Origin of the sequence: Clostridium sp. MCC353 (assembly GCF_018785315.1) — a bacterium.
Taxonomy (GTDB): Bacteria; Bacillota; Clostridia; order Lachnospirales; family Lachnospiraceae; genus CHH4-2.
Genome location: NZ_WQPN01000029.1, coordinates 1 through 26,049, shown reverse-complemented (window position 1 = coordinate 26,049; position 26,049 = coordinate 1). Strand labels below are relative to the sequence as shown.

Annotated in this window: 24 protein-coding genes; 22 read left to right on the top strand and 2 right to left on the bottom strand. The window is 48.3% G+C overall.

The window, feature by feature from the left end:
- Positions 1–329 precede the first annotated feature (329 nt).
- The 5 genes from GPL15_RS07335 to GPL15_RS07315 all read left to right on the top strand — a co-directional run bounded on the left by GPL15_RS07335 (position 330) and on the right by GPL15_RS07315 (position 4,309).
- The gene (locus tag GPL15_RS07335) at positions 330–1,349 is read left to right on the top strand and encodes an ATP-binding cassette domain-containing protein (RefSeq protein WP_215697505.1); all 1,020 of its coding nucleotides are present in this window, start codon (positions 330–332) and stop codon (positions 1,347–1,349) included.
- Positions 1,339–2,004 (top strand): methionine ABC transporter permease, encoded by a 666-nt coding sequence (locus tag GPL15_RS07330; RefSeq protein ID WP_215697503.1) that lies wholly within the window; start codon positions 1,339–1,341, stop codon positions 2,002–2,004. The genes GPL15_RS07335 and GPL15_RS07330 overlap by 11 nt, the downstream gene beginning before the upstream one ends.
- A 64-nt stretch (positions 2,005–2,068) precedes the next feature.
- A complete protein-coding gene (locus GPL15_RS07325) occupies positions 2,069–2,983 on the top strand; it encodes a MetQ/NlpA family ABC transporter substrate-binding protein (RefSeq protein ID WP_215697501.1) in 915 nt (304 codons plus the stop codon).
- Between the two features lie 19 nt (positions 2,984–3,002).
- Positions 3,003–3,308, top strand: a complete 306-nt coding sequence (locus GPL15_RS07320) for a hypothetical protein (RefSeq protein WP_215697499.1) — start codon at positions 3,003–3,005, stop codon at positions 3,306–3,308.
- Entirely contained in the window at positions 3,305–4,309 is a 1,005-nt protein-coding gene (locus GPL15_RS07315) for a DUF975 family protein (RefSeq protein WP_215697497.1), read from the top strand. The genes GPL15_RS07320 and GPL15_RS07315 overlap by 4 nt, the downstream gene beginning before the upstream one ends.
- A gap of 144 nt (positions 4,310–4,453) precedes the next feature.
- Here GPL15_RS07315 and GPL15_RS07310 read toward each other — a convergent pair whose 3' ends face one another.
- Entirely contained in the window at positions 4,454–6,067 is a 1,614-nt protein-coding gene (locus tag GPL15_RS07310) for a recombinase family protein (RefSeq protein ID WP_215697495.1), read from the bottom strand.
- 241 nt (positions 6,068–6,308) lie between these two features.
- Between GPL15_RS07310 and GPL15_RS07305 the strand changes: the two genes are divergently transcribed.
- On the top strand, positions 6,309–6,503 hold the full coding sequence (locus GPL15_RS07305; RefSeq protein WP_215697492.1) for a hypothetical protein: 195 nt from the start codon (positions 6,309–6,311) through the stop codon (positions 6,501–6,503).
- An 89-nt stretch (positions 6,504–6,592) separates the two neighbouring features.
- Positions 6,593–7,486, top strand: a complete 894-nt coding sequence (locus GPL15_RS07300) for an N-acetylmuramoyl-L-alanine amidase (RefSeq protein ID WP_215697490.1) — start codon at positions 6,593–6,595, stop codon at positions 7,484–7,486.
- Positions 7,487–8,298: 812 nt separating this feature from the next.
- Here the strand turns inward: GPL15_RS07300 and GPL15_RS07295 are convergent.
- The gene (locus tag GPL15_RS07295; protein ID WP_215697487.1) at positions 8,299–8,607 is read right to left on the bottom strand and encodes a DUF3837 family protein; all 309 of its coding nucleotides are present in this window, start codon (positions 8,605–8,607) and stop codon (positions 8,299–8,301) included.
- Positions 8,608–8,801: 194 nt separating this feature from the next.
- Here GPL15_RS07295 and GPL15_RS27330 point away from each other — a divergent pair, with 194 nt between their 5' ends.
- From GPL15_RS27330 to GPL15_RS07220, 15 genes are all read left to right on the top strand, one after another.
- Positions 8,802–9,236 carry a helix-turn-helix transcriptional regulator gene (locus GPL15_RS27330; RefSeq protein ID WP_252198172.1) on the top strand — a complete coding sequence of 145 codons (435 nt, stop codon included), beginning with the start codon at positions 8,802–8,804 and terminating at the stop codon, positions 9,234–9,236.
- A gap of 24 nt (positions 9,237–9,260) precedes the next feature.
- Positions 9,261–9,524, top strand: a complete 264-nt coding sequence (locus tag GPL15_RS07285; protein ID WP_215697551.1) for a YlmC/YmxH family sporulation protein — start codon at positions 9,261–9,263, stop codon at positions 9,522–9,524.
- Between the two features lie 93 nt (positions 9,525–9,617).
- Entirely contained in the window at positions 9,618–10,070 is a 453-nt protein-coding gene (gene nrdR, locus GPL15_RS07280; RefSeq protein ID WP_215697485.1) for a transcriptional regulator NrdR, read from the top strand.
- A 7-nt stretch (positions 10,071–10,077) separates the two neighbouring features.
- Complete coding sequence (locus GPL15_RS07275; protein ID WP_215697483.1) at positions 10,078–10,596, top strand: YqeG family HAD IIIA-type phosphatase; 519 nt, start codon at positions 10,078–10,080, stop codon at positions 10,594–10,596.
- Positions 10,589–11,458 carry a shikimate dehydrogenase gene (gene aroE / locus GPL15_RS07270; RefSeq protein ID WP_252198170.1) on the top strand — a complete coding sequence of 290 codons (870 nt, stop codon included), beginning with the start codon at positions 10,589–10,591 and terminating at the stop codon, positions 11,456–11,458. Before GPL15_RS07275 ends, aroE begins: the two co-directional genes overlap by 8 nt.
- Before the next feature lie 214 nt (positions 11,459–11,672).
- Positions 11,673–12,182, top strand: a complete 510-nt coding sequence (locus tag GPL15_RS07265; RefSeq protein WP_215697481.1) for a shikimate kinase — start codon at positions 11,673–11,675, stop codon at positions 12,180–12,182.
- A gap of 40 nt (positions 12,183–12,222) precedes the next feature.
- On the top strand, positions 12,223–12,654 hold the full coding sequence (gene aroQ / locus GPL15_RS07260; RefSeq protein ID WP_215697479.1) for a type II 3-dehydroquinate dehydratase: 432 nt from the start codon (positions 12,223–12,225) through the stop codon (positions 12,652–12,654).
- 118 nt (positions 12,655–12,772) lie between these two features.
- A complete protein-coding gene (gene efp / locus GPL15_RS07255; protein ID WP_215697477.1) occupies positions 12,773–13,330 on the top strand; it encodes an elongation factor P in 558 nt (185 codons plus the stop codon).
- A 430-nt stretch (positions 13,331–13,760) separates the two neighbouring features.
- On the top strand, positions 13,761–15,530 hold the full coding sequence (gene argS, locus GPL15_RS07250; RefSeq protein ID WP_215697475.1) for an arginine--tRNA ligase: 1,770 nt from the start codon (positions 13,761–13,763) through the stop codon (positions 15,528–15,530).
- Between the two features lie 5 nt (positions 15,531–15,535).
- Positions 15,536–18,685 carry a DEAD/DEAH box helicase gene (locus GPL15_RS07245; protein ID WP_215697473.1) on the top strand — a complete coding sequence of 1,050 codons (3,150 nt, stop codon included), beginning with the start codon at positions 15,536–15,538 and terminating at the stop codon, positions 18,683–18,685.
- Between the two features lie 21 nt (positions 18,686–18,706).
- Positions 18,707–20,377, top strand: coding sequence for a GGDEF and EAL domain-containing protein (locus GPL15_RS07240; protein ID WP_215697471.1), 1,671 nt, complete (start codon positions 18,707–18,709; stop codon positions 20,375–20,377).
- A gap of 179 nt (positions 20,378–20,556) precedes the next feature.
- Positions 20,557–21,036 carry a MarR family winged helix-turn-helix transcriptional regulator gene (locus tag GPL15_RS07235; RefSeq protein WP_215697469.1) on the top strand — a complete coding sequence of 160 codons (480 nt, stop codon included), beginning with the start codon at positions 20,557–20,559 and terminating at the stop codon, positions 21,034–21,036.
- Positions 21,033–22,772 (top strand): ABC transporter ATP-binding protein, encoded by a 1,740-nt coding sequence (locus GPL15_RS07230; protein WP_215697467.1) that lies wholly within the window; start codon positions 21,033–21,035, stop codon positions 22,770–22,772. Before GPL15_RS07235 ends, GPL15_RS07230 begins: the two co-directional genes overlap by 4 nt.
- Complete coding sequence (locus tag GPL15_RS07225; protein ID WP_215697465.1) at positions 22,772–24,646, top strand: ABC transporter ATP-binding protein; 1,875 nt, start codon at positions 22,772–22,774, stop codon at positions 24,644–24,646. The genes GPL15_RS07230 and GPL15_RS07225 overlap by 1 nt, the downstream gene beginning before the upstream one ends.
- Positions 24,647–24,742: 96 nt before the next feature.
- Entirely contained in the window at positions 24,743–25,846 is a 1,104-nt protein-coding gene (locus tag GPL15_RS07220) for a DNA alkylation repair protein (protein WP_215697463.1), read from the top strand.
- The last annotated feature ends 203 nt before the right edge of the window (positions 25,847–26,049 follow it).

Sequence of the window (26,049 nt, the reverse complement as noted above, 5' to 3'; positions counted from 1 at the left end):
CGTAGAATACGCTTCATAAAGATTCCTAGTTAAAATGTAGGAAACTAAGCAGGAGGCAGCTCTTATGCGTAATTCAAAAGCCATGCAGATGAATATGTATATGATGAACGGCATGATGGATATGTGTCGTATGTTCATGTGCATAAAAACATCATAGGTTTTTATTTGTATGGTATTGTGATTTGGCATAGATAAGAGTGGCAGTAAGCGCTGTATATAATCGCAGACCCATGCATTGGGTCTGCGTTTTTTTGTTTCATCAAACACGCTCTAACATATTGAAAGAGGGCTTCTTGCTCTTCCATAAAAACAGGAAAGGATCAGGAGTCATGAAGAATGAACAACCGATTATCCAGCTAAAGGGTATGGGTAAAGAATTTAAGACTGCCAACGGACCGGTAAAGGCTCTGGAAAATATCAATCTGGACATTTACCGGGGAGAGATTTTCGGCATCATCGGCCTCAGCGGAGCTGGAAAAAGTACATTGGTGAGGTGCATCAACTATCTGGAAGTCCCCACTTCCGGAACGGTGGTTTTCGAAGGGAACAGCCTTACGGACTGCAATGAAAGGGAGCGGCGCAGGGCCAGGCAGTCCATGGGCATGATCTTCCAGCAGTTCAATCTGCTGGCGCAGAGAAATGTGGTACAGAATGTCTGTTTCCCTCTGGAGATCGCGGGCGTTTCCAAAAAAGAAGCCAAAACCAGGGCCATGGAGTTATTAAAACTGGTGGGCTTAGAAGACCGGGCCAAGGCATATCCGGCCCAGTTGTCAGGCGGACAGAAGCAGAGGGTGGCTATAGCGAGGGCGATGGCTACCAATCCTAAGGTCATATTATGTGACGAAGCCACAAGCGCCTTAGATCCCAATACGACCAAGTCCATTTTACAGCTATTGAAGGAAATCAACGAAAATCTGGGAATTACGGTGATCGTGATCACTCATGAGATGGCGGTAATCGAAGCGATCTGTGACCGGGTGGCGATTATCGACAGCAGCAGGATTGCGGAAGTGGGAAGCGTTTCGGAGATATTTTCCGAACCGAAATCCAAAATCGGGCGTCAGCTCATCCTGGGAGACGCGGTTTCCACGGCTGAGTTCGGCAGATCGAGAAAGATCCGCATTACCTTTGACGGCAGGTCCTCCTTTGAGCCTGTGCTGGCTAACATGATTCTGGCTTGTAAAGTGGCTGTCAATATCATCTATGCGTCCACCAAGGACATTGGAGGAACGGCGGCAGGGCAGATGATCATCCAGCTTCCAGAGGATGAGACGGATGCAGTCCGGGTGATCAATTATCTGAAGACAGTGAAAGTTCCTTATGAGGAGGTGACGGATTATGACATTTGACGCGGCTACTCTTGAAATGCTTGGCGTGGGTATTTTGGAAACGCTTTTTATGACATTTGCATCTTCCCTGATTTCCTATCTGATCGGCATTCCCCTTGGAATTGTGCTGGTGGTGACGGATAAGGACGGCATCCGTCCCATACCGTCGGTGCAGAAGGTATTAGGGCTTGTGATCAATCTGCTGCGGTCGGTTCCATTTATCATACTTTTAATCATGGTGATTCCCCTGACCAGAATCCTGGTCGGAACCACTTTGGGGGCGAAAGCGGTGGTGCCTCCTCTGGTCATTGCCGCCGCGCCGTATGTGGCCCGGATGGTGGAATCTTCCTTTAAAGAGGTGGACGCCGGAGTGATCGAAGCGGCAAAATCCATGGGAGCTTCCACCACTCAGATCATCTGGAAAGTGCTTCTTCCGGAAGCGAAGCCCTCTCTTTTAGTGGGAGCGGCTATTTCCATCACCACCATCCTGGGCTATTCCGCCATGGCCGGATTCGTAGGCGGCGGCGGTCTGGGCGCCATTGCGATCAACTATGGTTATTACCGTTATCAGACGGATATCATGCTGATAACCGTGGCAATATTGGTAATCATCGTCCAGATCATACAGGAGACGGGTATGAGGATGTCAAGGGTGAGCGATAAGAGAATCCGGTAACCGGTTCTCTTTAGCATAGATTCAAGATCAAAATGCCGTGAAAACCGGCGGAATGGAGGAAATTATGAAAAAATTAGTGTGTGTACTGGCAGCAGCTTCTTTGACTGCGGCGGTGTTGACGGGATGCGGCGGCAAAAACAAGCCGGAAGAATCCACAGCAGCCACCACCCAGGCGGCTTCCACAGAAGGAACGGCCGAAAAGGGCGAGACCTCTGAGGCGGCAAAGGAAGAATCTTCAGAAGCCAAAGAACTGGTTAAATTTACGGTAGGAGCCAGCCCTGCGCCTCACGCCGAGATTCTGGAGGCGGCAAAGCCTCTGATGGCAGAAGCAGGGTATGACCTGGTAATCAAAGAATACAACGACTATGTGCAGCCGAACATGGCTGTGGAAAGCGGCGATCTGGATGCCAATTATTTTCAGCACCTTCCCTACCTGGAGCAGTTTAATGTGGAAAAGGGAACGAACCTGGTATCCGCAAAGACCATTCACTATGAGCCGTTCGGCATTTACGCAGGAAAAACTGCTTCTTTAGAGGAATTAAAAGACGGCGCTAAAGTGGTAGTTCCAAATGATACGACCAATGAAGCGAGAGCGCTTCTTCTCCTGGAAGCCCAGGGCTTAATCAAATTAAAAGAAGGAGCCGGCCTGACCGCAACCAAAAAAGATATCGTGGAAAACGCGAAAAAACTGGATATTATCGAAAGTGAAGCTGCCCAGATTCCCCGCGCCCTTCAGGATGTGGACATCGCAGTTATCAATGGAAACTATGCAATTGAGGCAGGATTTAAAGTTTCACAGGCTCTGGCAACGGAAGACGCGAAGTCTGTAGCGGCAGTTACTTACGGAAATGTTGTGTGTGTGAAAAAGGGCAATGAAAACAGTCCGGCAGTTCTTGCGTTAATTGACGCATTGACAAGTGATACGATTACGAAGTATATTGAAGATACGTATGAAGGAGCAGTCGTTCCTTTGAACTAAAATGTAAAGGAGAACTGTTATGCAGCCACAAAAAAACAACATGGCAACAGCTTCACTGGTGATGGGAATCCTGTCGATCATATTATCCTGCTGTTGTTTCATAGGGATCATGTTTGCTTCCCTGGGACTTCTGTTCGCTTGTTTGTCCAGAGTGAACGAAACCTTTGAAGGATATGCAAAGGCGGGTCTGGTCACAAGCATTATCGGCCTGGTTTTATCGGCTATTCTTATCGTCGTTTGGATTGTTTTTGCGGCGATGGGATCCACTGACTTATCGTCCAGTATCTATGGCTTTCAGATTATGATTCCGGGAGGTATGCTATGAGAGGCAGAACGTCTGCAGAATTAAAACAACTTGCGAAACGGGCATTGCTGGGGAAATACGGGACTGCGGTCGGCGCCGTTCTGGTAAATTATGCCGTGATGATCGGGATAGGGCTGGCCCTTTACTTTTTCTTAATTGTAGGTGTGCTGGCGGCTGCCCTCTCCGGCTCAGCCAGTGTGTCATCCGCACCGGTAATCGCTGTTATCATTGTGGTGGTGGCCCTGTTTTTTGCGATGATGATAATTGAATACATGCTGATGCCCGGCTATGTAAACTTATATTTTAATATCTGCCGGGGCCGGTCATACGCCTTAGGTGATCTGCTGTTCGCGTTTAAACATGCGCCGGGCAAATTTTTCGTCATTTCCCTGATCATGGTGGGGGTTGTGGTGGTAACCTCAGGAATCAGCTTTGGTCTGAGCATGCTGGGATGGGGCTTTCACAATTTTTGGCTGCAAATGGCCATGGAGTGGGGCTTTATACTGGTGCTTTACGTGCTCATGTTCCTATTTTACCTGAATTTCGGCCAGACTTTATTCATTTTGGTGGATAATCCGCAGAAGGGAATTATGGAAGCGCTGCAGGAAAGCTGCCGGATGATGAATGGAAACAGAGGACGGTACTTCCGCCTGATATTGAGCTTTATCGGCTGGATGTTTATGGCCTACTTGTCCATGGGTCTTGCTATCTTGTGGCTGATGCCCTATATGGGCTGTACATTCGCCTATTTTTATCTGGATCTCAGAAGGATGCAGCAGGCGGAATATGGAGTGGCAGGTGACGGAGGACGGGAGTATCCGGTTCAGGAGAATTTGTCCCAGATAAGTCTGACTCAGGCGAATCCGTCCCAGGCGAATCCGGTTCAGGAGAATCCGCCCCAGGTAAATCCGCCCCAGGCGAATCCGTCCCAGTTGTCTGTTAATACGGATAGAATGAATTATGAAGAAGGCCAGCCGGAAATATTTTCACCGGAAGACAGGCGGACAGAGGAAGACAATTAACCGGAATGCGCATAGTATACAGTAAATGAATAAAAGGTGATTCGTTGTATGCGTATTTGTGAAGGAGAACATTATAGGTGGCAGGAATCATTTGGAGGCCTGCCGGTGCAGTTGAGAGGTGGACTTTGTAAGAAAGTTCACCTCTCATTGTCTTTCCGGTGGCGCCGGGGCTGTCTGAATATCTGATTCATTTCCCGCGGTTTTGGGATAAATGGTGAGGTGGAATTTTGGGTGGCAGTTTTTGGTGGCGCGGAAATCTTTGGTGTAATCGACCCGCAGCAGCAATTCTTTCAGCAGCGCATTTTTATCCATAACAGAGAGTGAGGAATAGACCGACAGCAGAGGAAGATCCTCTGCTTTTTTTGTGCCGTGTTTTTGTGAACAGCGGCCGGTTTGCTTTTTTTTCAGGCTTTCGATTGCGGCCAGCTCCGAATCCAATTGCTGCCTGATGGCGGATGAACGTTCCAGATACAGATCAGTGCTGTAGATGCCTGTTTCCAGCAGGGTATATGTTTTATCCAGTTGTTTCTTTAAGCGGGCTGCAGACGCCTTCCTGGATGTCAGGGAGACGGTCAGGATATCGGGAACATCCAAAGACGGTTCATCGGGAAGATCGGATATCCGTATGGTTTGGAACCAGGAAGACAATGCATCCAGCAGGCATTTTTCCACAAGCCCGGCTGATGATCCGCAGGTTTGGCAGCCGGGGGTCCGGCAGATGAAATAGCCGTCCGGATTTTTGCTGTCGGCGGAACGCCTGATCATCGCCTTGTGGCAGCGGCTGCAGTAGAGAATTCCGGCCAGGGGATTTTTCAATCCCTTCTCCTGAAGGGGAAGATTCCGGCTCCTTTTTTTATGCTGCTTCTGGGCTTTTTCCCAGGCGCCGGGGCTGATGATGGGCTGATGGAGCCCGGGTACGGTGAGACAGTCCCGGGAAATGGGATGGGAGCGGATGAGGCTGCCATTCTTCATGATTTTAACGGTCTTTCTATGTCCCCATCGGATGTACCCGGCATAGACGCAGTTGGATAAAATGGCTTGTACCGAAGACGGCGACCACAGGCCGTCTCTGGGAGCCGGGATTTTTAATTCGTTCAGGGTGCGGGCGATTAAAGAGGCTCCGGCAGGTTTGTTTCCGGTTTCGGCTGTTCCGTTCTGGTACATTTCAAATATCAGCCGTACCACCTGGGCTTGATGGGGGATGATCTGTAAGCTGTAGCCCTTGCCGTCCGGAAGTTTATATTTGCTGTATCCGTAGGGCGCCAGGCTGCCGGCGAATTTGCCTTCTTTGGCAGACGCGGCTTTTCCGTTCATCAGCCGGCGGCGGATCGAATTGTATTCCCGCCGGCTCATAAACAGGCCGAATTCCGCGTATTCTTCATCATATTCATCGGTGGGATCGTAGATTTTGGCGGGTGTGATAATCTTTGTGCCGCAGTATTTAAATGTTTCCATAAGAAGGCCCTGATCCCTGGTATCCCCCCGGGCCAGCCTTGGGATTTCCGTAACCAGCACTCCGTCCGGGCGTTGGGTTTCCACGTCATTTAACATGCAGATCATCTGGGGCCTGGCTGCTATGGTCTCTCCCGATACCACTTCCCGGTAGGTTTTCCCTATAGTAATTCCAAGGCTGCGGGCCAGCTCGTTCAGAGCTTTTTCATGGCGGGCCAGGGTTTCGCCCGCGCCCTGAAGCTCCGCTTCCCGGTCCTCCCTGGATTTTCTAAGATATGCGAAATAAAGTCCATTTGGATTCAGCATTATAATCCTCCATGCGGAGCGTTTTTTTGCGTAATATTGGCTGAACGCAGAGAAGTTCAGATTCTTAGCTGCGATTCTAATTTGTGGCTCCGGCACAAATTTGGGTGTGAAAAATAGGCTGTCAGGATTATTTCTCAAACGGTCACCTCACATGACATTATATGGTAAAAATACGGTAAAAATACGGACTCAATTTGTACAAACGGGCCGCCATATAATGTAAAAGACGGGAGCTGATAGGATGCTGGTAAAACAGATTGATACGGAATACTGCAGCATAGAAATCCGCGATGATTATGTGGAAGACGGCTGTGGAAAGCAGGAAATCTTAAAGCGCTGCAAAAAGATTCTTGATACGGCCTGCTATCCGCCATTGGAATCGCCCAATCCGGGAGAAGGGCAGGAACCCATTGTCCGGGGCAATGGGGAAAATTGAAAAATAGCAGGGATAAGCCGGCCCCAGGGGGCAAGTAACAAGATTGTACATATTTTCATAATATAAAAGAAAAGGACAAGGAGAAAAGCATGAAAATATGTTTAGACGCAGGTCATTATGGAAAATACAATCAGAGCCCGGCGGACAGCCGCTATTATGAATCTGAAATCATGTGGAAGCTTCATTTGCTGCAGAAGAAATACTTGGAAGAGTATGGAATTGAAGTGATAACAACCAGGCCTGATCCAGATACGGACCGGGGGCTGTATGACAGAGGAGCGCAGTCTAAAGGCTGTGATCTTTTTATATCCGATCACTCCAATGCGGTGGGAGGCACTGTGAACAACAAAGTGGATTATCCGGCCGCGTACTGCGCCATTGACGGCAGGGCGGACGGAATCGGCATGGCCCTGGCCCAGTGCGTGGAAAATGTAATCGGTACCATTCAGACTGCCCGCATCGAGCACCGCCGCGGCAATCATGGAGATTATTACGGTGTTTTAAGAGGCGCCACCGCCGTGGGAACCCCGGGGCTAATACTGGAACATTCCTTCCACACCAACGCCCAGATCGCAAAATGGCTGCTAAATGAAGCCAATCTGGATCTGCTGGCCCGGGCGGAAGCCGATACGATCGCTCTCTATTACAATATTGACGATCTTCCAAAACGTTCCGGTTGGATTGAAGAAAACGGGGGCTGGCGTTTCTATCTGGGAGATACCGGAAATTACGTGGCAAACGACTGGTACAAAGACGGAGAAGACTGGTATTGGTTTGACGGCGCGGGAATGATGGTTTCCAACAACTGGAAAACCGCATCGGACGGAAGATGGTACTATCTGAAACCCGACGGAGCCATGGCAAAAGACCAGTGGGTCATCTGGAAAGATGAACTCTACCGGGTGACAGAAGACGGAAGCATGTTCGAAGGGGAACTCTGTTTAAAAACAGATGATAGAGGCGCTTTAAAATGGGAAGACTAAAAAGAAAAGGAGTTTTTCCATGGAAACCATGAATCCACAGCTCAGAAGGGCCATTATTCTGCTTTATATAAAATATTTACCCGCCATGTTAATTTGCAAATGGCTGGATAAAAAAGGAGGGGGATCTTTATTTGAGTGATTGGCAAAAGTAACGCCTGTAAGAAGGGGAACCTAAGGCGCGGACCGGGCCAGGTTCCCCTTCTTACAGGCTGCGTATTGGGTGCGCTGCGGATAATAAAGATTTTTTGGGGAGAAGAGCAGAAAGAGCGTTTGATTGAGATGGAATTTGGTGTTTAATGTGAGGTGTGATATAGAGATTTGATGTAAATGGTGAGAGGATTTACAGTAAACCCTCAAGGCATTTTCGAAAATGCCTTGAGGGTTAATATTAAATTTTCTTTATATTCTCAAAATTGTTTTTTATTCCTAGAGCCAGAGAAAACCAGCAGAAAAGCGGGGAGGCCGGATGGCCGGAAGGAAGGCTGGAGAGCAGACCGGGGGAAGCAAAACGATCCAGAGGTCATGTGGAAACCGTTTAGTGGAACTTAGGGGTTTCAGCACCAAAAAAAGCGGGCAGAAACTGAAAACCGAATCAGTTTCTGAGATGCCCTTGAACGGTAAAGTCATCAGGAGTTTACCGTGAATGGGCATCGGACCGCTTTTTTTGATGCTGAAAGCCTTAGTTCCACTTAACGGTTGGAATCAGACCTCTGGATCGTTTTGCTTCCCCCGGTCTGCTCTCCAGCCTTCCTTCCATCCGGCCTCCCCGCTTTTCTGCGTAACTTTCACTAATTAAATTCCAATTATCCCCCTCAAACCTGATCCTCATAGGAATACTTTAAAAGTTCGTACATCTCATCGGTAACTTCCGTATTTTGGTCATAATAATCCAATAGGCTGATCAGTTTTTCCGCATAATCGGAAGGCGCCGGTGAATGGTCGATGGAGGCATGGAGGCCGGCCCTCATTTCATCCAGCGTATCCTGTTTGGGAGGAAGAGGGAGGCCGTAGATTTTGGACAGCATACCGATGGTGGCCACCACCTCATATTTGGAGGTGAGCTGTGCGTGCTCAAAGCGGGTTTTGATTTCTACCGCCTGTTTATTGATTGAAAATACCATGGAAATCTCTCCTGTTTTTGATTTAAATGAACCGCTATGGTGTTTATTATATAGCGGATCCGGACGGTTTGCAAATCTTATGGAATTTATTACCATTATTTACCAGTTTCATACCCAAAATAGGGGTGTTATATTTTATAGTGCAGGACATGCGGAATGGAATGATAATCCGCATGAATGAGGGAGGCGTATTTATGACGGATGAGGAAATTAAAAAGAGGATTCAGGAAGCATTTGGCTACAGTGATGAACAGCTGCTTTTAGAATTCGAAAAGGCTGAAAAGGAAATGAAAGAAAAGGCGGTGAGTGAAAAAAATAACAGCAGCGGGGATTACGAAACACTGAAAAGAAAGATTGAAGAATACGAAACGCTTCGGAATGGAGGAAAAATGAAGGTATGCGATGCAACAAGAGCAAGAATTAAAGAACTGTGCAGGGAAAAGAACACCATAGAATATATGCTGGTTTACCATTCGGAGATGCCGCCATCCACAATAAAAAATATTTTATACGGCCAGAGCAGAAATCCGGGCATTGTGACGATCCAGAAGATTTCAGAGTTTTTCGGGATCAGCATCCGGGAATTTTATAATTCCCCGTTATTTGATGAACTGGAGCCGGAAGACTGAGAGCATATATAAAATAACTTACATATATCATGTTTCTGTGATTTAAAACAGAAAGAAGTAATTAATGCCAATGACTGCAAACGGCTGGGCTTCGTAGGAGATGTGGATTTTGACATCCAGACGGGATGTATGCTGGCCATTATCGTGCCGGGCCCGGGGTGCTTCTGCGGATTTCTGGGGAGAGAAAAAGAATACATCATTCCTTTCTGCGATATCTGCCAGATCGGTGAAGATATTATCCTGGTGGATGTAAAAAAGAAGGAAGTTGAGGAAAAATGTAAGTTCTGATCCGGGGAAATACCTAAGAAATGAAGAAATTACTTGCGATTCACAGGAGGCTAGGGTAAAATGTACATAATGAAAGTTACAGGAGGAGAAACCATGAAATGTCCATATTGTAATGAAGCGGATACGAAAGTAATCGATTCCCGCCCGGCAGATGACAACAGCTCGATCCGGCGCCGGCGTCAGTGCGAGAGCTGCGGCAAACGGTTTACCACATACGAGAAGCTGGAGACCATGCCGCTCATGGTAATTAAAAAAGACGATTCCAGAGAGGCGTATGACCGTTCCAAACTGGAGGCCGGAGTGATTCATTCCTGCCACAAACGCCCGGTTTCCACCCAGCAGATCGATTCCATGATTGACGAGATCGAAACACGGATTTTCAACATGGAAGAAAAAGAAGTGCCCACCTCCACCATCGGGGAGTTGGTGATGGAGAAGCTGCAGCAGTTGGACGAAGTCGCTTACGTGAGGTTTGCATCCGTTTACCGTGAGTTTAAGGATGTGAATACCTTTATGGAAGAGATTGGAAAATTGTTAAAAAAGTAAGAATTCCATGCTGAAACAATTTTATCCGAAAGAATATGTTGATTCCACGTATCAGATCCCATTTGAAGACTATTATAAAAAGGGGATACGTGGAGTCATTTTTGATATCGACAATACGCTGGTGCCTCACGGGCTGCCGGCGGATAAAAGGGCTGTAGAGCTGTTTTTTAAACTGAGGGAAACTGGATTTGAAACCTGCCTCCTTTCTAATAATAAGGAGCCGAGAGTGGCGTCATTTGCAAGACAGGTGGACAGCCGGTATATTTACAAATCAGGAAAACCATCTGTAAAGAATTACCTGAAAGCGATGGAAATGATGAATACGGACAAGGAGACCACATTATTTGTGGGAGACCAGCTTTTTACAGACGTGTACGGAGCCAACCGGGCAGGGATTTACAGCATTTTGGTAAAGCCGATTCATCCGAAAGAAGAGATTCAGATTGTATTAAAGCGTAGGCTGGAAGCAGTCGTGCTTTATTTTTATAAAAAAGAAATTCAAAAGGGACTGGGACGTCATGATTAACGGGAAGACAAAAGTTTGCGGAGTGATTGCGAATCCGGTGGAGCATTCCATGTCACCGGCCATGCAGAATTTATATGCGGAAAGGACAGGTGTGGATTTTGCATACCTGCCTTTTCGGGTGGAAGAAAAGGAACTGGAAGCGGCGGTAAAGGGCGCATATGCCCTGAATCTGGTTGGTCTGAATGTGACGGTTCCCCATAAGCAGGCGGTGATGAAATATCTGTCAGAGATTGACGAAGATGCCGCCGCCATAGGGGCAGTGAATACCCTGGTCCGCATGGAAGGCGGATTCAAAGGGTATAACACGGATGCCGCAGGGCTTTTAAGGGCCATGAAAAAAGCGGGAATTTCTGTAAATGGAGAGGAATGTATACTGATCGGAGCAGGCGGCGCTGCCAAAGCGGCTGCATATCTGCTTGCCAAAGAAGGAGCCAGCGTCATCTATGTGCTGAACCGCAGCGTGGAGAGGGCGGTGGAACTGGCCGGATATATCAACGGGCTGAACGGCAGGAAGGTGATGATCCCTCTTGCAATTACGGATTACAATAAGATTCCGGCGGGTTCCTATGTGGCGGTCCAGTCCACCAGCGTGGGGATGTATCCCAATGTGGATGGGGCCCCGGTTGAAGACGAAGCATTTTACAAAAAGATCCATACAGGCATTGATATCGTCTACACCCCCATGGAAACTAAATTTATGAAATACGTGAAGGCAGCAGGGGGAAAGGCGGTTAACGGCCTGGATATGCTGCTGTATCAGGGCATCATTGCCTATGAACTGTGGAACCCGGATGCGCCGGTGGACGAGGATACGGCCTGTGAGGCGAAAAAACTGATGATGAACCTGCTGAGGCAGAATTAGGTTAGTGTGAAAAATAATCCTGATGGCTTATTTTTTACACCCAAATTTGTGCTGGAGCCACAAATTCGAATCGCAGCTGAGAATCTGAAATTCTCAGCGCGCACCTACGCAACGCAAAATTTGCGTTAGCAATATTTGAGTTAGCAAAATTTACGTTAACAAAATTTACGTTAGTAATATTTGCGCATAAACTGCTCCGGCATGGAGGAAGAGGATGAAAGAGAATATTATATTAATTGGATTCATGGGAGCGGGAAAGACCAGTGTGGGCCAGGAACTGTCTTCTAAGTATCAGAAAAAGATGGTGGATACGGACGGTCTGATTGAAGAAAAAGCCGGGATGACCATATCGGATATTTTTGCCCGGAATGGGGAAGAGTATTTCAGACAGTTGGAAACAGAGGTGCTGACAGAGCTTTTGGAACAGGCGGATGATATGGTTATTTCCGTAGGAGGCGGCCTTCCCATGAGGGAAGAAAACCGGGCGGTACTGAGGGAACTGGGAGAGGTAGTTTACCTCCAGGTGGAGCCGCAAACCGTATTGGAACGGCTGAAAGGCGATACCACAAGGCCTCTGCTTCAGGGGGATCAGGTGGAAAAAAAGGTGGCGGATCTAATGGATTTCAGAGGGCCGGTGTATGAAAAAGCCGCTCACAAGATTGTCCGGGCGGACGGCAGAAGTTTGGAAGAAATCGCTGAAGAAATTTACCGGCCGGAGAAATAAACGGGGCCGGACAAATAATCAGGAATAGGGAGCATGAATTATGAAAATACTAGTGATGAACGGACCGAATATTAATTTTCTAGGAATCCGGGAAAAAGGCATTTACGGAACAGAGGACTACGCCTTCCTGGTGACGGCGTTGAAGGAAAAAGCCGCAAAAGAGGGACATGAGATTGAGGTGTTCCAGAGCAATTATGAAGGGGCCTTAATTGACCGGATCCAGGCGGCGTACCAGGATGGGACAGAAGGGATCATCATCAATCCGGGTGCATTTACCCATTACAGTTATGCGGTGAGAGACGCTCTCGCCTCCATTGAAATTCCCAAAATCGAAGTACATATTTCCAACGTCCACAAGAGGGAGGAATTCCGCCATCTTTCAGTAACCGCGCCGGTCTGCACCGGTCAGGTAGTAGGGCTGGGACTGAAGGGATATGCCCTTGCCATGGATTATCTGACTGGCCGGAAATAGGTATTTCCGGGGCGGACTCATAAGGTTATCCCGGTTATTTGCAAAAAAGTGTTGAAAATACAGGTATTATAGTATAAAATAAGATGGATTAAGAGAAATTCAAGGAGGAATATCATTTATGATATCAGCGGGCGATTTTAGAAACGGTATAACATTAGAGATCGATGGAAACGTATTCCAGATTATGGAATTTCAGCATGTAAAACCAGGTAAAGGTGCTGCTTTCGTTAGAACTAAAATTAAAAACGTAATGAACGGCGGTGTAGTTGAGAAGACATTCAGGCCGACAGAGAAGTTCCCGGCAGCCAGAATTGATAGAGTGGACATGCAGTATTTGTATTCTGATGGTGATTTATTCCATTTCATGGATGTGAACACTTATGAGCAGGTTGCGCTTAACACTGAAACCATTGGCGACGCATTGAAGTTTGTGAAAGAAAACGAGATGTGCAAAGTTTGTTCTTACAACGGGAATGTATTTTCAGTGGAGCCTCCGTTATTCGTGGAATTAGAGATCACTGATACAGAGCCTGGATTCAAAGGGGATACCGCTCAGGGCGCTACCAAACCGGCAGTTGTGGAAACTGGCGCTACCGTATATGTGCCTTTATTCGTGGATCAGGGAGACAAGATCAAGATCGATACACGTACCGGAGAATATTTATCCAGAATTTAATGACATGGATGCTGCGAAAGATTGTCCTTCATGCAGGCGCTGGCCTGTATGAGGGATACTTTTTTGACCATGAGCTTGAGTTTTTATTGTAAATCCTTTATAATATAACTTTAGCTAACAGTTCAGACGGCGGGAAAATTGATAAAGAAAGCTGCGTCAAGCTCGCTTGTAAGCAGTTTTCTTTATTTCATAGGAAAGTGGATCTTATGAAATAAAAAAGCCCTCCGGGCAGGATCGCACTGCAACGGTAGGGAATCATGTCGCTGAAGCGACCCGCCGCAGGCGGAGAATCCCGCCAGCGGGATTCTTTCCTGTAATTTTCACATCGGATGGACATCTGATGCTTCTTGACCGGTCTTTTCGGTCAAGAAGATGAGCTATCTGAACTGTTACAATTTTAGTCCGATAATTTTGAAAAGGAGACAGGAACGTGAAGAAGATTCTTGATTTGATAGTAGCGGAGATGAAACCGGCTTTTACCGGGTGCGGGTATGATGAATCTTACGCAAAAGTAACGTTGTCAAACCGTCCTGATTTATGTGAATACCAGTGTAACGGGGCCATGGCGGCTGCTAAGGCATATAAGAAGAAACCCATCGACATTGCCAATGAGGTGGTGGAAAAGCTGGCGGGGAGCCGGATGTTTGAAGAGGCGTCCGCGGTTATGCCCGGATTTATTAATTTGAAACTGGATGCCGCATATCTGGCCGGTTATATGAATGAGATGGAGAAAACGGAAAAACTGGGCCTGGAGGCGGCCGGGACGCCGGAGACGATCATTGTAGACTACGGCGGAGCCAATGTGGCAAAACCTCTCCATGTGGGGCATCTGCGTTCAGCCGTCATCGGTGAGAGCGTAAAGCGTATGGGACGGTTTATCGGCCATAACGTGATCGGAGATGTGCATCTGGGAGACTGGGGCCTGCAGATGGGGCTGATCATCGAAGAGCTGAGGGACAGAAAGCCGGAGCTGGTTTATTTTGATGAAAACTATACAGGGGAGTATCCAAAGGAACCTCCGTTTACCATCGGCGAGCTGGAGGACATCTATCCTGCGGCCAGCGGCAAATCCAAGGTGGATGAGGCGTTTAAAGAGAGGGCTCAGACGGCCACGTTCAAACTGCAGAACGGGTATGCGCCATACCGGGCCATTTGGAAACATATCATGGCGGTGTCTTTGGCTGATTTGAAGAAGAATTACGGCAATTTGAACGTCACATTTGACCTGTGGAAAGGGGAGAGCGACGCCCAGCCGTATATTCCGGCTTTAATTCAGGACCTGATTGACCAGGGACTGGCATATGAGAGCCAGGGGGCCTTGGTTGTGGATATTGCCGAAGAGACGGATCCCAAGGAACTTCCTCCGTGTATCGTCCGCAAGTCCGATGGAGCGGCTTTATACGCAACTTCCGATCTGGGAACCATCATTGAGAGGGAGAAGGAGTTCAAACCGGACCGTTATATCTATATTGCGGATAAGAGGCAGGACCTGCATTTTACCCAGGTATTCCGTGTGGCGAAAAAAGCCGGTATTGTATCCAAGGATACACCCATGTCCTTCCTCGGGTTTGGAACCATGAATGGAAAAGATGGAAAACCCTTTAAAACCAGGGACGGCGGCGTGATGCGCTTAGAAACCCTGATTGCCAATATCAATGAAGAAGTGTTCAAGAGGATCATGGAAAACCGTACGGTTTCCGAAGAGGAAGCCAGGGAGACGGCTAAGATCGTAGGGCTGGCGGCGCTCAAATACGGAGACCTGTCCAACCAGGCGGCAAAGGATTATATCTTTGATATTGACCGGTTCATCTCCTTTGAGGGAAATACGGGGCCGTATATTTTATACACGATCGTGCGCATTAAATCCATTCTGGCCAAATACCATGGTTTGGAAACCAAATACGAGGGAACGCCGGAGATTCTGCCGGCCGTATCGGATTCGGAAAAAGCGCTTATGATCGAACTGGCAAAATATAACGAAGTGGTGGAAACCAGTTTTACAGAGACTGCGCCGCATAAAATCTGCCAGTATATCTACGATTTATCCAATGCATTTAACCGCTTTTACCATGATACCAGGATTATTGCGGAGGAAGATAAAAAACAGCAGGCCGGCTGGATCCAACTGATCAGCCTGACTAAGGATGTTTTGAACGTATGTATTGATTTGCTGGGCATCGAGGCGCCGGAGAGAATGTAGAATCTATGATAAATGTTTCTGAAATGACAGTCCGCACGTTCTGGAAGGGCGAGTCAGGAATTACCGGAACCGTGGAAGAGGACGGACGGAGCTATAAAACTAAATTAGAGATCAAGGGTAGACAGGTTAATGCCTACTCTTGTTCTTGTGCGAATGGAAATTCTTATAAGGGCATGTGCAGTCACTGCAGGGCCCTTTTTGCGTATTATGAAGGCCAGTCCGGGAAGGGGCAGGAAAAACCGGTTTACACGTCGCCGGAAGTCAGGACCATGATCCGGGAGTACACGAACCGGGAAGTGACGCGGATTAACAGTGAAGGCGAAGGCGGAAAAGTGAGTTTTGAACCCCGCCTGATCCTGGAACGGAAAGAGGTAAAGGCGGAATTCAGGCTGGGAAGGGAACGCTTTTATATTGTAAAGGATCTGATCGCATTTGCGGAGGCCATGGAGAACGGGGCCTATGTGGAATACGGCAGCAGTCTGGCATTTCATCACAACCCGGAGGCCTTTGATGAGGAAGGCAGGAAGCTGACTGGCCTGGTGCTGGAGCTGGTGGGCTCCTATAAGGAGTGTTATGCCCAGTTTCAAAAGAACGCATTTGCCACAATTCCCAGCATCCGGCAGCTGAATTTAAGCCGGTCAAACCGCGACCGGTTCTTCAATCTGCTGCTGGGAAGCAGGCTGGATGTGGAAGACCAGCGGGGAAACAGCAGGAAGATGAAGGTTTTGGACCAGAATCCCGATCTGAGGATTTTTGTGCGTAAAGCCGGAAAGGACGGAGTCAGGATATCTCTTGATAAAGATACTTTCTGTTTTACAGGGGACCGCCGCCTTTATATCGGTTATAAGGATGCCCTGTACTGCTGCAGTTCTGAATTCACCCGGGCGGCAGGGGAATTTCTGGTGCAGATCATGCAAAAAGATGTGAAAAGCCATGAAATCGAAGTGAATGATAAGGATATGCCTTTATTCTATGAAAGAATCCTGAAAAACCTGGAACCTTGTTTTGTGATCGACTGCGAAGGCGTTAATCTGGCCGATTACCAGCCGGAAGAATTGAAGGCCCGGTTTGAATTTGACAGCCCCAGCGCCAGGGAACTGACCCTGCGCCCCATTTTAAGCTACGGGGATTTTTCGTTCCACCCGGTGGAGGATGAAAAGGTGCCCAGAGCGGTCTGCCGGGATGTGCCCGCGGAATATAGGATCAGCCGGCTGATCACAAAATATTTTAAATATAAAGAACAGGATACGGCCAATCTGGTAATAAAGGATGATGAAGATACCATGTACCGGCTGCTGACCCAGGGGATGGCTGAATTTGAAGCCCTTGGCAGCGTATATTTATCAGAACGTTTTAAAGCGGTAAAGGTGCTGCCTTCTCCCAATGTGTCCATCGGCGTCAACATGGCCGGGGACTGGCTGGAGCTGACCATTGACGCAGGGGATATGAGCGGGGCGGAACTGAGCCGTATTCTTTCCGAATACAGCCAGAAAAAACGGTATTTCCGTTTGAAAAGCGGGGAGTTCATCCAGTTGGAGGACACCGGCCTCATGTCGGTTGCCCAGCTCCTGGAAGGGCTTCCGGTCAGCAGGGCGGAACTGCTGGATAAGAAGCTCCGGCTGCCCCGTTACCGGGCTTTTTATCTGGACAGCATTTTAAAGGAGAGCCAGGGGATCACGTTTTACCGGGATAACCTTTTTAAAGCTGTGGTGCGGGGCATGAAGTCCTATGAGGACGGTGACTTTGAGGTGCCGAAACCTCTGCAGCCGGTTTTAAGAGGATATCAGAAAAAGGGGTTTTTCTGGCTGAGGACGCTGGACGCCTATGGATTCGGCGGGATTTTGGCAGACGATATGGGGCTTGGAAAGACGATCCAGATCATCTCCATGCTGTTGGATGAATCCTATCAAAACGGTCAGGATACTTCGTTGATCGTCTGCCCCGCATCCCTGGTCTATAACTGGGAATGCGAATTCAAACAGTTTGCCCCTGAGTTAAAGACCCTGCTGGTTACGGGCAGTGCGGCGGAGCGGGAAGAAAAGCTGGCGGATGCCGGAGAGTTCGATGTTCTGATCACTTCCTATGACCTGTTGAAGAGGGATATCCTCTTGTACCGTGACCTCTCCTTCCGGTTCCAGATCATAGATGAGGCCCAGTTTATTAAAAATGCCAATACCCTGAGCGCTAAAGCCGTGAAAGCGGTTAAGGCCAGGACAAAATTTGCGTTGACGGGCACACCCATTGAAAACAGGCTCAGTGAGCTCTGGAGCATTTTCGACTATCTGATGCCGGGCTTTTTGTTCACTTATTCCAGATTTAAGAAGGAATATGAGATTCCGGTCATAAAGGAAAAGGACGAAGGCGCGCTTAACAGCCTGCACCGGATGATCGGCCCATTTGTTCTGAGAAGGCTGAAAAAAGATGTGCTGAAGGATCTGCCGGATAAGCTGGAAACGGTGGTTTATTCCGGATTTGAGAAAGAACAGAAAGACCTTTATACGGCTGCCGCTTATCAGTTGAAACAGCAGCTTGAACAGCAGGACGGTTCCTGGGGCGGGGATAAAATGCAGATTCTATCACAGCTCACCCGCCTTCGCCAGATTTGCTGCGACCCTTCCCTCCATTTTGAGAATTACAAGGGCGGTTCCGCCAAGCTGGAAACCTGCATGGACCTGCTTTTCAACGGCGTGGCAGGAGGGCATAAAATCCTGTTGTTCTCCCAGTTCACCTCAATGTTGGAGATTATCGGAAAGAGGCTGGTAAAAGAAGGGATTTCGTATTATACTTTAATTGGCGCTACGAGTAAGGAAGAAAGACTGAAAATGGTCAATTCATTTCAAAAGGACGATACGCCGGTATTTTTGATTTCCCTGAAAGCCGGAGGGACCGGACTGAACCTGACCGCGGCCGATATGGTCATCCACTATGATCCATGGTGGAATGTGGCGGCCCAGAATCAGGCAACGGACCGGACCCACCGGATCGGGCAGGAAAAGCAGGTGTCGGTCTTTAAACTGATCATGAAAAATACCATTGAAGAAAATATATTGAGACTTCAGGAGAGCAAGAGGCATCTGGCAGAGCAGGTAATAACCGGCGGAATGGTTTCGCTCAGCAGTTTGACCAAAGAGGAACTGCTTGAAATCCTCAGCTAGGATTCGGACGGAGGACGGTGGATGATGGAAAATGATAAGCGTGTGCAGGACTTTGAGTATGACAAGGAACATCTTTTTGAAGCCCTGGCGGAAAGCACGGAGAATTATATCTATGTGGGGAATATGAAGACGGGGACATTCCGCTACAGCCCCAATATGGTGGAGGAATTCGGCCTGCCCGGTCAGGTTGTGCCTGACGCGGCTTTATTTTGGGCGGAAAAAATACATCCCCATGACAGCCAGGTGTTTTTGGAGGCCAACCAGGAGGTGGCGGACGGGAGAGCGGAAAGCCACAGTGTGGAATACCGGGCGAAAAACCGTTCGGGAGAATGGGTCTGGCTCAGGTGCCGGGGCCATATGATCCGGGATGAAGAAGGCTGTCCCAATCTGTTTGCGGGAATTATAACCAATCTGGATAAAAAGAACCGGGTGGATCATATCACCGGATTATACAATAAATTCGAATTTGAAAAAGAAGTCCGCAGGATGATCCAGGAGTATCCAGGCGTTCCTTTCGGAATCCTCCAGCTTGGGATCGATAATTTCAAGAATATCAACAATTTATATGACCGGGTGTTCGGAGACGAGGTGATCAGGATTCTGTCCCAGAAGGTGTCCGGCATCCTGCCGGGCAATGCGAAACTGTACCGCATGGACGGGGATGAGTTCTGTATCATTGTAAAGAATCCGGCCGGTGATATTTTTGAGAGCATTTACCGCAGGATCTTTGAGATGTGCCAGCATCAGCAGCAGTATAACGATAAGAGGTATTACTGTACGGTTTCGGCCGGAGGCACATTTTATCCCAAGGACGCGTCAGACTACCTGACCCTGCTCAAATTTGCCGGATATTCGATGGAGTATTCCAAGAACCAGGGGAAGAACCGTCTCACCATCTTTTCCGATGAGATTTTGGAGAGAAAGGAAAGGGATCTGGAACTGCTGGAACTTCTCAGGGAAGATATTGAGAATGATTTCAAGCATTTCACCCTCTATTACCAGCCCCAGGTGGAAGCCCGGACCGGACGGATCGCAGGGGCCGAAGCCCTCGTCCGTTGGAACTGTGAGAAGTACGGCAATATTCCGCCTTATGAATTCATCCCTCTTTTGGAGCGGAGCAGCTTAATCCTTCCGGCGGGCCGGTGGATATTCAGACAGGCTGTGCTGCAGTGCAGGGAATGGATAAAAAAACAGCCCGATTTCCTGATGAGCATCAATCTGTCCTATCTGCAGGTGGTGGAGGCTGATTTCGTCAATTTCATCTGTGGGGTGCTGGAGGAAACCGGAGTGCCCAGCGGGAACCTGCTGCTGGAACTGACTGAGACCTATCTGATCCGGGAACAGGACCGGGTGAATGAAAAGTTCCGCAGGATTCAGGATATGGGGATTTCCGTGGCTATGGATGACTTTGGCACAGGATATTCCTCCCTTGGCGTGCTGAAGAATACGCCGGTAGACTTGGTAAAGATTGACCAGACGTTCGTCAGGGAAATTTCCAGCTCTTTTGATGTGACATTCATCCGTTTTATCGTGGCCCTGTGCCATGATGTCGGTAAGGAAGTATGCCTGGAAGGGTTGGAAACGGAGGATGAATACAAAGTGGTGAAAGATATTGGTCTGGAATATATACAGGGCTACTATTTCGGAAGGCCGGTTCCGGCAGAAACATTTGAAAAAAATTATCTGAAATAAAAATCATCTGGTAACGGTTCAGGCTTGTTACATTATCAGAAGTCACTATCAGAAGTAAAAAAAGCACTTGCAAAAATACGCAGGTGCTTTTATAATGGTTAACAGTTAATTAGTTAACTATTATGTAATTAATTATTACTTAGCTAATTAATCAGGACAAAAGGAAAGGAGGTAATAGGATGAATCAAGGTTTAAAGGACTGGGATTCTCCATATCATACATTAATAGGGGAATATATTTATGGAAATCGCCTGCACCGGGCGGTGTTGGAACGCCAGCTCAACAAAACAGGCGTCTACCGGAGCCAGCACCAGATTCTCATGTTCATCGCCAAAACCCCCAATTCCTCGCAGAAGGATATCGCCAAGACGTTTCACGTTTCTACCGCCACCATAGCGGTTTCTTTGAAGAAGCTGGAAAAAGGCGGATATATTAAGAGGATTGTGGATCAGGAGGATAACCGGTTTAATAAAATCTGCATTACGGAAAAGGGCAGCCAGGTTGTGGAAAGCAGCATGAAGTTTTTCCGCTATGTGGAGGAGCAGATGTTTTTGGGATTTTCCGAAGAGGAGATGAACTGTCTGGAGGGGCTTTTTAAACGTATGAATATGAATTTGCAGAATCTGATGACGGAGACGGAAAAGGAGGGACATAGATGAAACGTTATAAAAAATATGCAAAGCCTTATTTAAGCGCTTTTATTTTGGGACCGCTTCTGATGCTGACTGAGGTATTTGGAGAAATTATGCTGCCTAAGCTGATGTCATTGATCATCAACAACGGGGTGGCGGAACGCAATTCCGGATATATTATCAGTGTCGGCATGGTCATGGTGTTAGCCACTGTGGTCATGGCGGCCGGAGGAATTGGAGGGGCTTATTTTTCAGCCAAGGCGTCAATTTGTTTCACCAGCGATTTGAGAAATGATATATTTACGAAAGTCCAGGGATTTTCTTTCCAGAACATTGATAAATTCAGCACCGGTTCATTGGTAACCAGACTTACCAATGACATCCAGCAGGTTCAGAATGTGCTGATGATGGGGCTTAGGATGATGCTGCGCGCGCCGGGAATGCTGGTGGGGGCATTGATCATGGCATTTTTGATGAATGCGAAGCTGGCGGCAGTTATTTTAGTGGTAATCCCTCTTCTGACAGCGGCCATTGCAGTGATTTTAAAGACCGCATTTCCCCGCTTTGAAATCATGCAGAAGAAGATTGACCGGCTCAATTCCGGCATTCAGGAAATGCTGACCAACGTAAGGGTGATTAAGTCCTTTGTGCGGGAGGATTACGAAGAAGAGAAGTTTAAGAACACCAATGAAGAGTTAAAGCAGAGCAGTTTAAACGCGATGAAGATCGTGATCGCCACCATGCCGGTGATGATGCTGGCCATGAACGTCACAACCCTGGCAGTGGTCTGGTATGGTGGAAATATCATTATTGCGGGAGATATGAAGGTCGGGGATCTGACTGCGTTTACCACGTATATTGTGCAGATTTTGATGTCCCTGATGATGCTGTCCATGGTATTTTTACAGAGTTCCCGGGCCATGGCCTCCATAAAACGTGTGAATGAAGTGATGGATACCGAGGTGGATTTAACGGATGAGCACGCGTCCAGAAAAGACGCCCTGGTGGAACGGGGAAGGGTGGAATTTAAGGATGTCAGCTTCCGCTATGGCAGTCAGGACGAAGGTATGGTTCTGGAGCACATCAGCTTCATTGCCGAACCGGGGCAGACCATCGGCATTATCGGCGCCACGGGCAGCGGCAAGACCAGCCTGGTCCAGATGATACCAAGACTTTACGATGCCACAGAAGGCCAGGTGTTAGTGGACGGAATCGATGTGAGAGATTATTCTTTGAAGAATTTGAGAGAGGGCGTGGGCATGGTCCTTCAGAAAAATGTGCTGTTCTCCGGAACTATCGAGGAAAACCTCAGATGGGGAGATGAAAATGCAACCTTTGAGCAGGTGAGGGAGACTGCGGACAGCGCCCAGGCGGACGGATTTGTGACTTCTTTTCCTGACGGATACCGGACGGAGATGGGGCAGGGCGGCGTCAATGTTTCAGGCGGCCAGAAGCAGAGGCTCTGTATTGCCCGGGCCCTTTTAAAACGGCCGAAAATATTGATTCTGGACGACAGCACCAGCGCTGTGGATACTGCCACAGAAGCTAAAATACGGGAGTGTTTCCAGACCACACTGAAGGATACCACGAAATTTATCATAGCGCAGAGAATCGGATCGGTGGAAGGAGCGGACCAGATCATTGTCATCGATGACGGCAGGATCATCGGCATCGGGAACCACAGCCAGCTGATGGCCGGATGTGAGGCATATCAGGAAATCTATTATTCACAGCGTGACAGGGAAAGCGAGGCGACAGCATAATGGAGAGACAACAGAAGATTGAAAGCCTGAAACGCAGATACGGCAGATATTCGGCGCCCATGCCTAAAAGAGGCCCTATGGGCGGCGGTCCGGCAGCCAGGAGGGCGGCGGCCGACGGGAAAAAGCCGAATCAGAGTAAGGAAACCGTAAAACGGCTGCTGGCATATCTGGATGAAGATAAGCCCATGATGATGCTCGCCTTTGTCTGTGTGATCGTCAATACCTTTGGAAGCCTGGCGGGCGCCTATATGCTCCGTCCGATTATCAACACTTATATAGCCCCTCAAAACGGGAGAGGGGACGCGGCCGGCCTGGCCCGGGCCCTTGTGGTGATGGGGGCTGTTTACATCATCGGCGTGGCGGCAAACTACGCCCAGGCCAAGGTGATGCTGACCGTGGCCCAGAATGCGCTGCAGAAGATCAGGAATGACTTATTTACCAAAATGCAGAAACTTCCGATCCGGTATTACGATACCCACAACAATGGCGATCTCATGAGCCGCTATACCAATGACGTGGATACTATCGGGCAGATGTTGAGCAGCACATTGGTTCAGTTGTTTTCCGGGGCCCTCAGCATTATCGGCACTTTGGGCCTGATGATCTATACCAATATCTATCTGACCATTATCACGGTGCTGATGATCCCGCTGATGATGCGGGCCGGAGGCGCGGTGGCCAGACGGAGCCAGAAGTATTTTTCAGCCCAGCAGGCGTCTTTGGGGGCTGTTAACGGTTATATTGAGGAGACAATTACGGGGCAGAAGGTGGTAAAGGTGTTCTGCCATGAGGATGTGGCCATTGAGGAGTTCTCCATTTTAAATGAAGACCTGAGGAATAACCAGATCCGGGCCCAGTTTTTCGGCGGCATTATGGGGCCTGTGATGGGGAATTTAAGCCAGGTGAATTATGCGCTGACTGCCTGTATCGGCGGACTTCTGTGCGTGTTTAAAAATTTCGATGTGGGCGGCCTGACTGTATTCTTGAACTTTTCCAGACAGTTCAGCCGGCCGATTAATGAGATATCCATGCAAATCAGCAATGTATTCTCAGCCCTTGCCGGTGCGGAACGGGTATTTTCCGTCATGGATGCGGAGCCGGAGCCAGTGGATGATTCAGACGCCGTCATCCTTCATCCGATGCAGGGGGATGTGAGATTTGACCATGTTACCTTTGGATATGACCCGGAAAAGGTGATTTTAAAGGATATCAGCCTCTATGCCAAACCGGGGCAGAAGATCGCCTTCGTAGGATCTACGGGAGCGGGAAAAACGACGATCACCAATCTGCTGAACCGTTTCTACGATATCCAGTCGGGCACGATCACCATTGACGGGGTGAACATCAACCACATGAGAAGGGATGAACTGCGTAAGAATATCGCCATGGTGCTTCAGGATACCCATTTGTTCACGGGAACCGTGATGGAAAATATCCGTTACGGACGTCTGGATGCTACCGACGAGGAAGTGATTCAGGCCGCCAAGACAGCGTCCGCCCACTCTTTCATCATGCGTCTGCCTCATGGGTATGACACTATGCTGGAAGGCGACGGAGCGAATTTGAGCCAGGGCCAGAGACAGCTTCTGAACATCGCCAGGGCCGCGGTTTCCAAGGCGCCGATCCTGATCCTGGATGAGGCCACAAGTTCGGTTGACACCAGGACTGAGAAGCATATCGAGCATGGAATGGACCGTCTGATGGCCGACAGGACCACTTTGGTGATCGCTCACCGCTTGTCCACGGTAAGAAATGCCAATGCAATTATGGTATTGGAAAATGGCCGGATTATCGAACGGGGAGACCACGACGATCTGCTGGCTATGAAGGGCAGGTATTATGAACTCTATACAGGTCTGAAGGAGCTGGATTAAAAAAGGTACGGACAGAAAGGGGGTTAAGGGCCTGCATATAAGCTCTTGTATACTGGCCCTATCCCGCATTGAATAATATTGAAACAGGAGATGAACATGCCGGAATTACTAAAAAACAAGTATTATAATTATGATTCACTTTATGAGCTGGCTTTGCGCATCAAGGCTGCAGATCATTCGTTTCGGGCTGATGATTTTATTGGCAGTGTCATGGATGAAACGTGGGAGGAATTAGAACTGAAAGCGCGCATGAGGAAGATTGCCCTAAATTTGGGAACCTATCTGCCCGATGATTACGAACAGGCGCTGGCCATCCTCGATAAAGTAGTTGCAGGATATCCGGCAGGGTTTAACGACTTTGCTTTCATGTGTTTCCCGGATTTTGTGGAAGTATTTGGTCAGGATGAACGTTATTGGGATTTGTCAATCGCAGCGTTAGAACGGTATACCCCCTTCTCCTCTTCAGAATTTGCCGTAAGGCCGTTTATTATAAAAAATGAAGAGCGCATGATGAAGCAGATGGAGGCCTGGGCCGGACATGACAATGAGCATGTCCGTCGCCTTGCCAGCGAGGGCTGCCGCCCCAGTCTGCCCTGGGGTCAGGCACTGCCAAACTTCAAAAAAGATCCATCCCCGGTTTTAAGGATATTGGAGAAGCTGAAAGCCGACCCATCGGAGTACGTCCGTAAAAGCGTTGCCAACAACCTAAACGATATTTCCAAAACCCACCCGGACCTGATTAAAAAAATCGCAGTGGATTGGTACGGAAAAAACAAACATACAGATTGGATTGTAAAACATGGATGCAGGACGCTTCTTAAAAAGGGCGACAGGGATGTCTTGGATATCTTTGGATTTTCAGATGCCGGCAGCGTGGATGTGGAGGTCTTTACCCTGACCCCATCGTCCGTCTCTATCGGTTCTGACCTGACCTTTTCCTTTAAAGTAAAGGGCAGAAAAGCCGCCAAGGTACGTCTGGAATACGGCATCGATTTTGTAAAATCAAGCGGCAGACGCAACAGAAAGATATTCCAAATATCCGAAATCTTTTTAAAGGAAAATGAGGAAAAAACATATACAAAAAAACATTCTTTTGCCGATAAAACCTCAAGAAAGCATTTTCCCGGCCCCCATTCGATCACGCTCATCGTGAACGGCTCCGGGCAGGGTACTCTGGATTTTGAGGTATTATCCAGTTAATAATACTGCATCAAGCCATTTCCAGCCTGCTTCCTTTCTCACCAAAGTCCTCTTAATATAGAAACTTACAAATCATCTTGAGCATCTATGTATAAAAGTTGATTTTTACATCCGCCAGAGAAAACCAGCAGAAAAGCGGGACGCGGGGGCGGAGGCCGGACGGGGGATCAGAATGGGCTGGGACGGCCCCCCAGCCCATTCTG

Excerpts from the sequence above, each read along its gene's own strand:
- GPL15_RS07235 (WP_215697469.1), top strand. The coding sequence starts at position 20,557 with ATGAATCAAGGTTTAAAGGACTGGGATTCTCCATATCATACATTAATA.
- GPL15_RS07275 (WP_215697483.1), top strand. The coding sequence starts at position 10,078 with ATGCTGAAACAATTTTATCCGAAAGAATATGTTGATTCCACGTATCAG.
- GPL15_RS07325 (WP_215697501.1), top strand. The coding sequence starts at position 2,069 with ATGAAAAAATTAGTGTGTGTACTGGCAGCAGCTTCTTTGACTGCGGCG.
- GPL15_RS07295 (WP_215697487.1), bottom strand. The coding sequence starts at position 8,607 with ATGGTATTTTCAATCAATAAACAGGCGGTAGAAATCAAAACCCGCTTT.
- aroQ (WP_215697479.1), top strand. The coding sequence starts at position 12,223 with ATGAAAATACTAGTGATGAACGGACCGAATATTAATTTTCTAGGAATC.
- GPL15_RS07230 (WP_215697467.1), top strand. The coding sequence starts at position 21,033 with ATGAAACGTTATAAAAAATATGCAAAGCCTTATTTAAGCGCTTTTATT.
- GPL15_RS07320 (WP_215697499.1), top strand. The coding sequence starts at position 3,003 with ATGCAGCCACAAAAAAACAACATGGCAACAGCTTCACTGGTGATGGGA.
- GPL15_RS07335 (WP_215697505.1), top strand. The coding sequence starts at position 330 with ATGAAGAATGAACAACCGATTATCCAGCTAAAGGGTATGGGTAAAGAA.
- aroE (WP_252198170.1), top strand. The coding sequence starts at position 10,589 with ATGATTAACGGGAAGACAAAAGTTTGCGGAGTGATTGCGAATCCGGTG.
- GPL15_RS07240 (WP_215697471.1), top strand. The coding sequence starts at position 18,707 with ATGATGGAAAATGATAAGCGTGTGCAGGACTTTGAGTATGACAAGGAA.
- GPL15_RS07305 (WP_215697492.1), top strand. The coding sequence starts at position 6,309 with ATGCTGGTAAAACAGATTGATACGGAATACTGCAGCATAGAAATCCGC.
- GPL15_RS07300 (WP_215697490.1), top strand. The coding sequence starts at position 6,593 with ATGAAAATATGTTTAGACGCAGGTCATTATGGAAAATACAATCAGAGC.
- nrdR (WP_215697485.1), top strand. The coding sequence starts at position 9,618 with ATGAAATGTCCATATTGTAATGAAGCGGATACGAAAGTAATCGATTCC.
- GPL15_RS07315 (WP_215697497.1), top strand. The coding sequence starts at position 3,305 with ATGAGAGGCAGAACGTCTGCAGAATTAAAACAACTTGCGAAACGGGCA.
- GPL15_RS07220 (WP_215697463.1), top strand. The coding sequence starts at position 24,743 with ATGCCGGAATTACTAAAAAACAAGTATTATAATTATGATTCACTTTAT.
- GPL15_RS07265 (WP_215697481.1), top strand. The coding sequence starts at position 11,673 with ATGAAAGAGAATATTATATTAATTGGATTCATGGGAGCGGGAAAGACC.
- GPL15_RS07245 (WP_215697473.1), top strand. The coding sequence starts at position 15,536 with ATGATAAATGTTTCTGAAATGACAGTCCGCACGTTCTGGAAGGGCGAG.
- GPL15_RS27330 (WP_252198172.1), top strand. The coding sequence starts at position 8,802 with ATGACGGATGAGGAAATTAAAAAGAGGATTCAGGAAGCATTTGGCTAC.
- GPL15_RS07330 (WP_215697503.1), top strand. The coding sequence starts at position 1,339 with ATGACATTTGACGCGGCTACTCTTGAAATGCTTGGCGTGGGTATTTTG.
- GPL15_RS07310 (WP_215697495.1), bottom strand. The coding sequence starts at position 6,067 with ATGCTGAATCCAAATGGACTTTATTTCGCATATCTTAGAAAATCCAGG.
- efp (WP_215697477.1), top strand. The coding sequence starts at position 12,773 with ATGATATCAGCGGGCGATTTTAGAAACGGTATAACATTAGAGATCGAT.
- GPL15_RS07225 (WP_215697465.1), top strand. The coding sequence starts at position 22,772 with ATGGAGAGACAACAGAAGATTGAAAGCCTGAAACGCAGATACGGCAGA.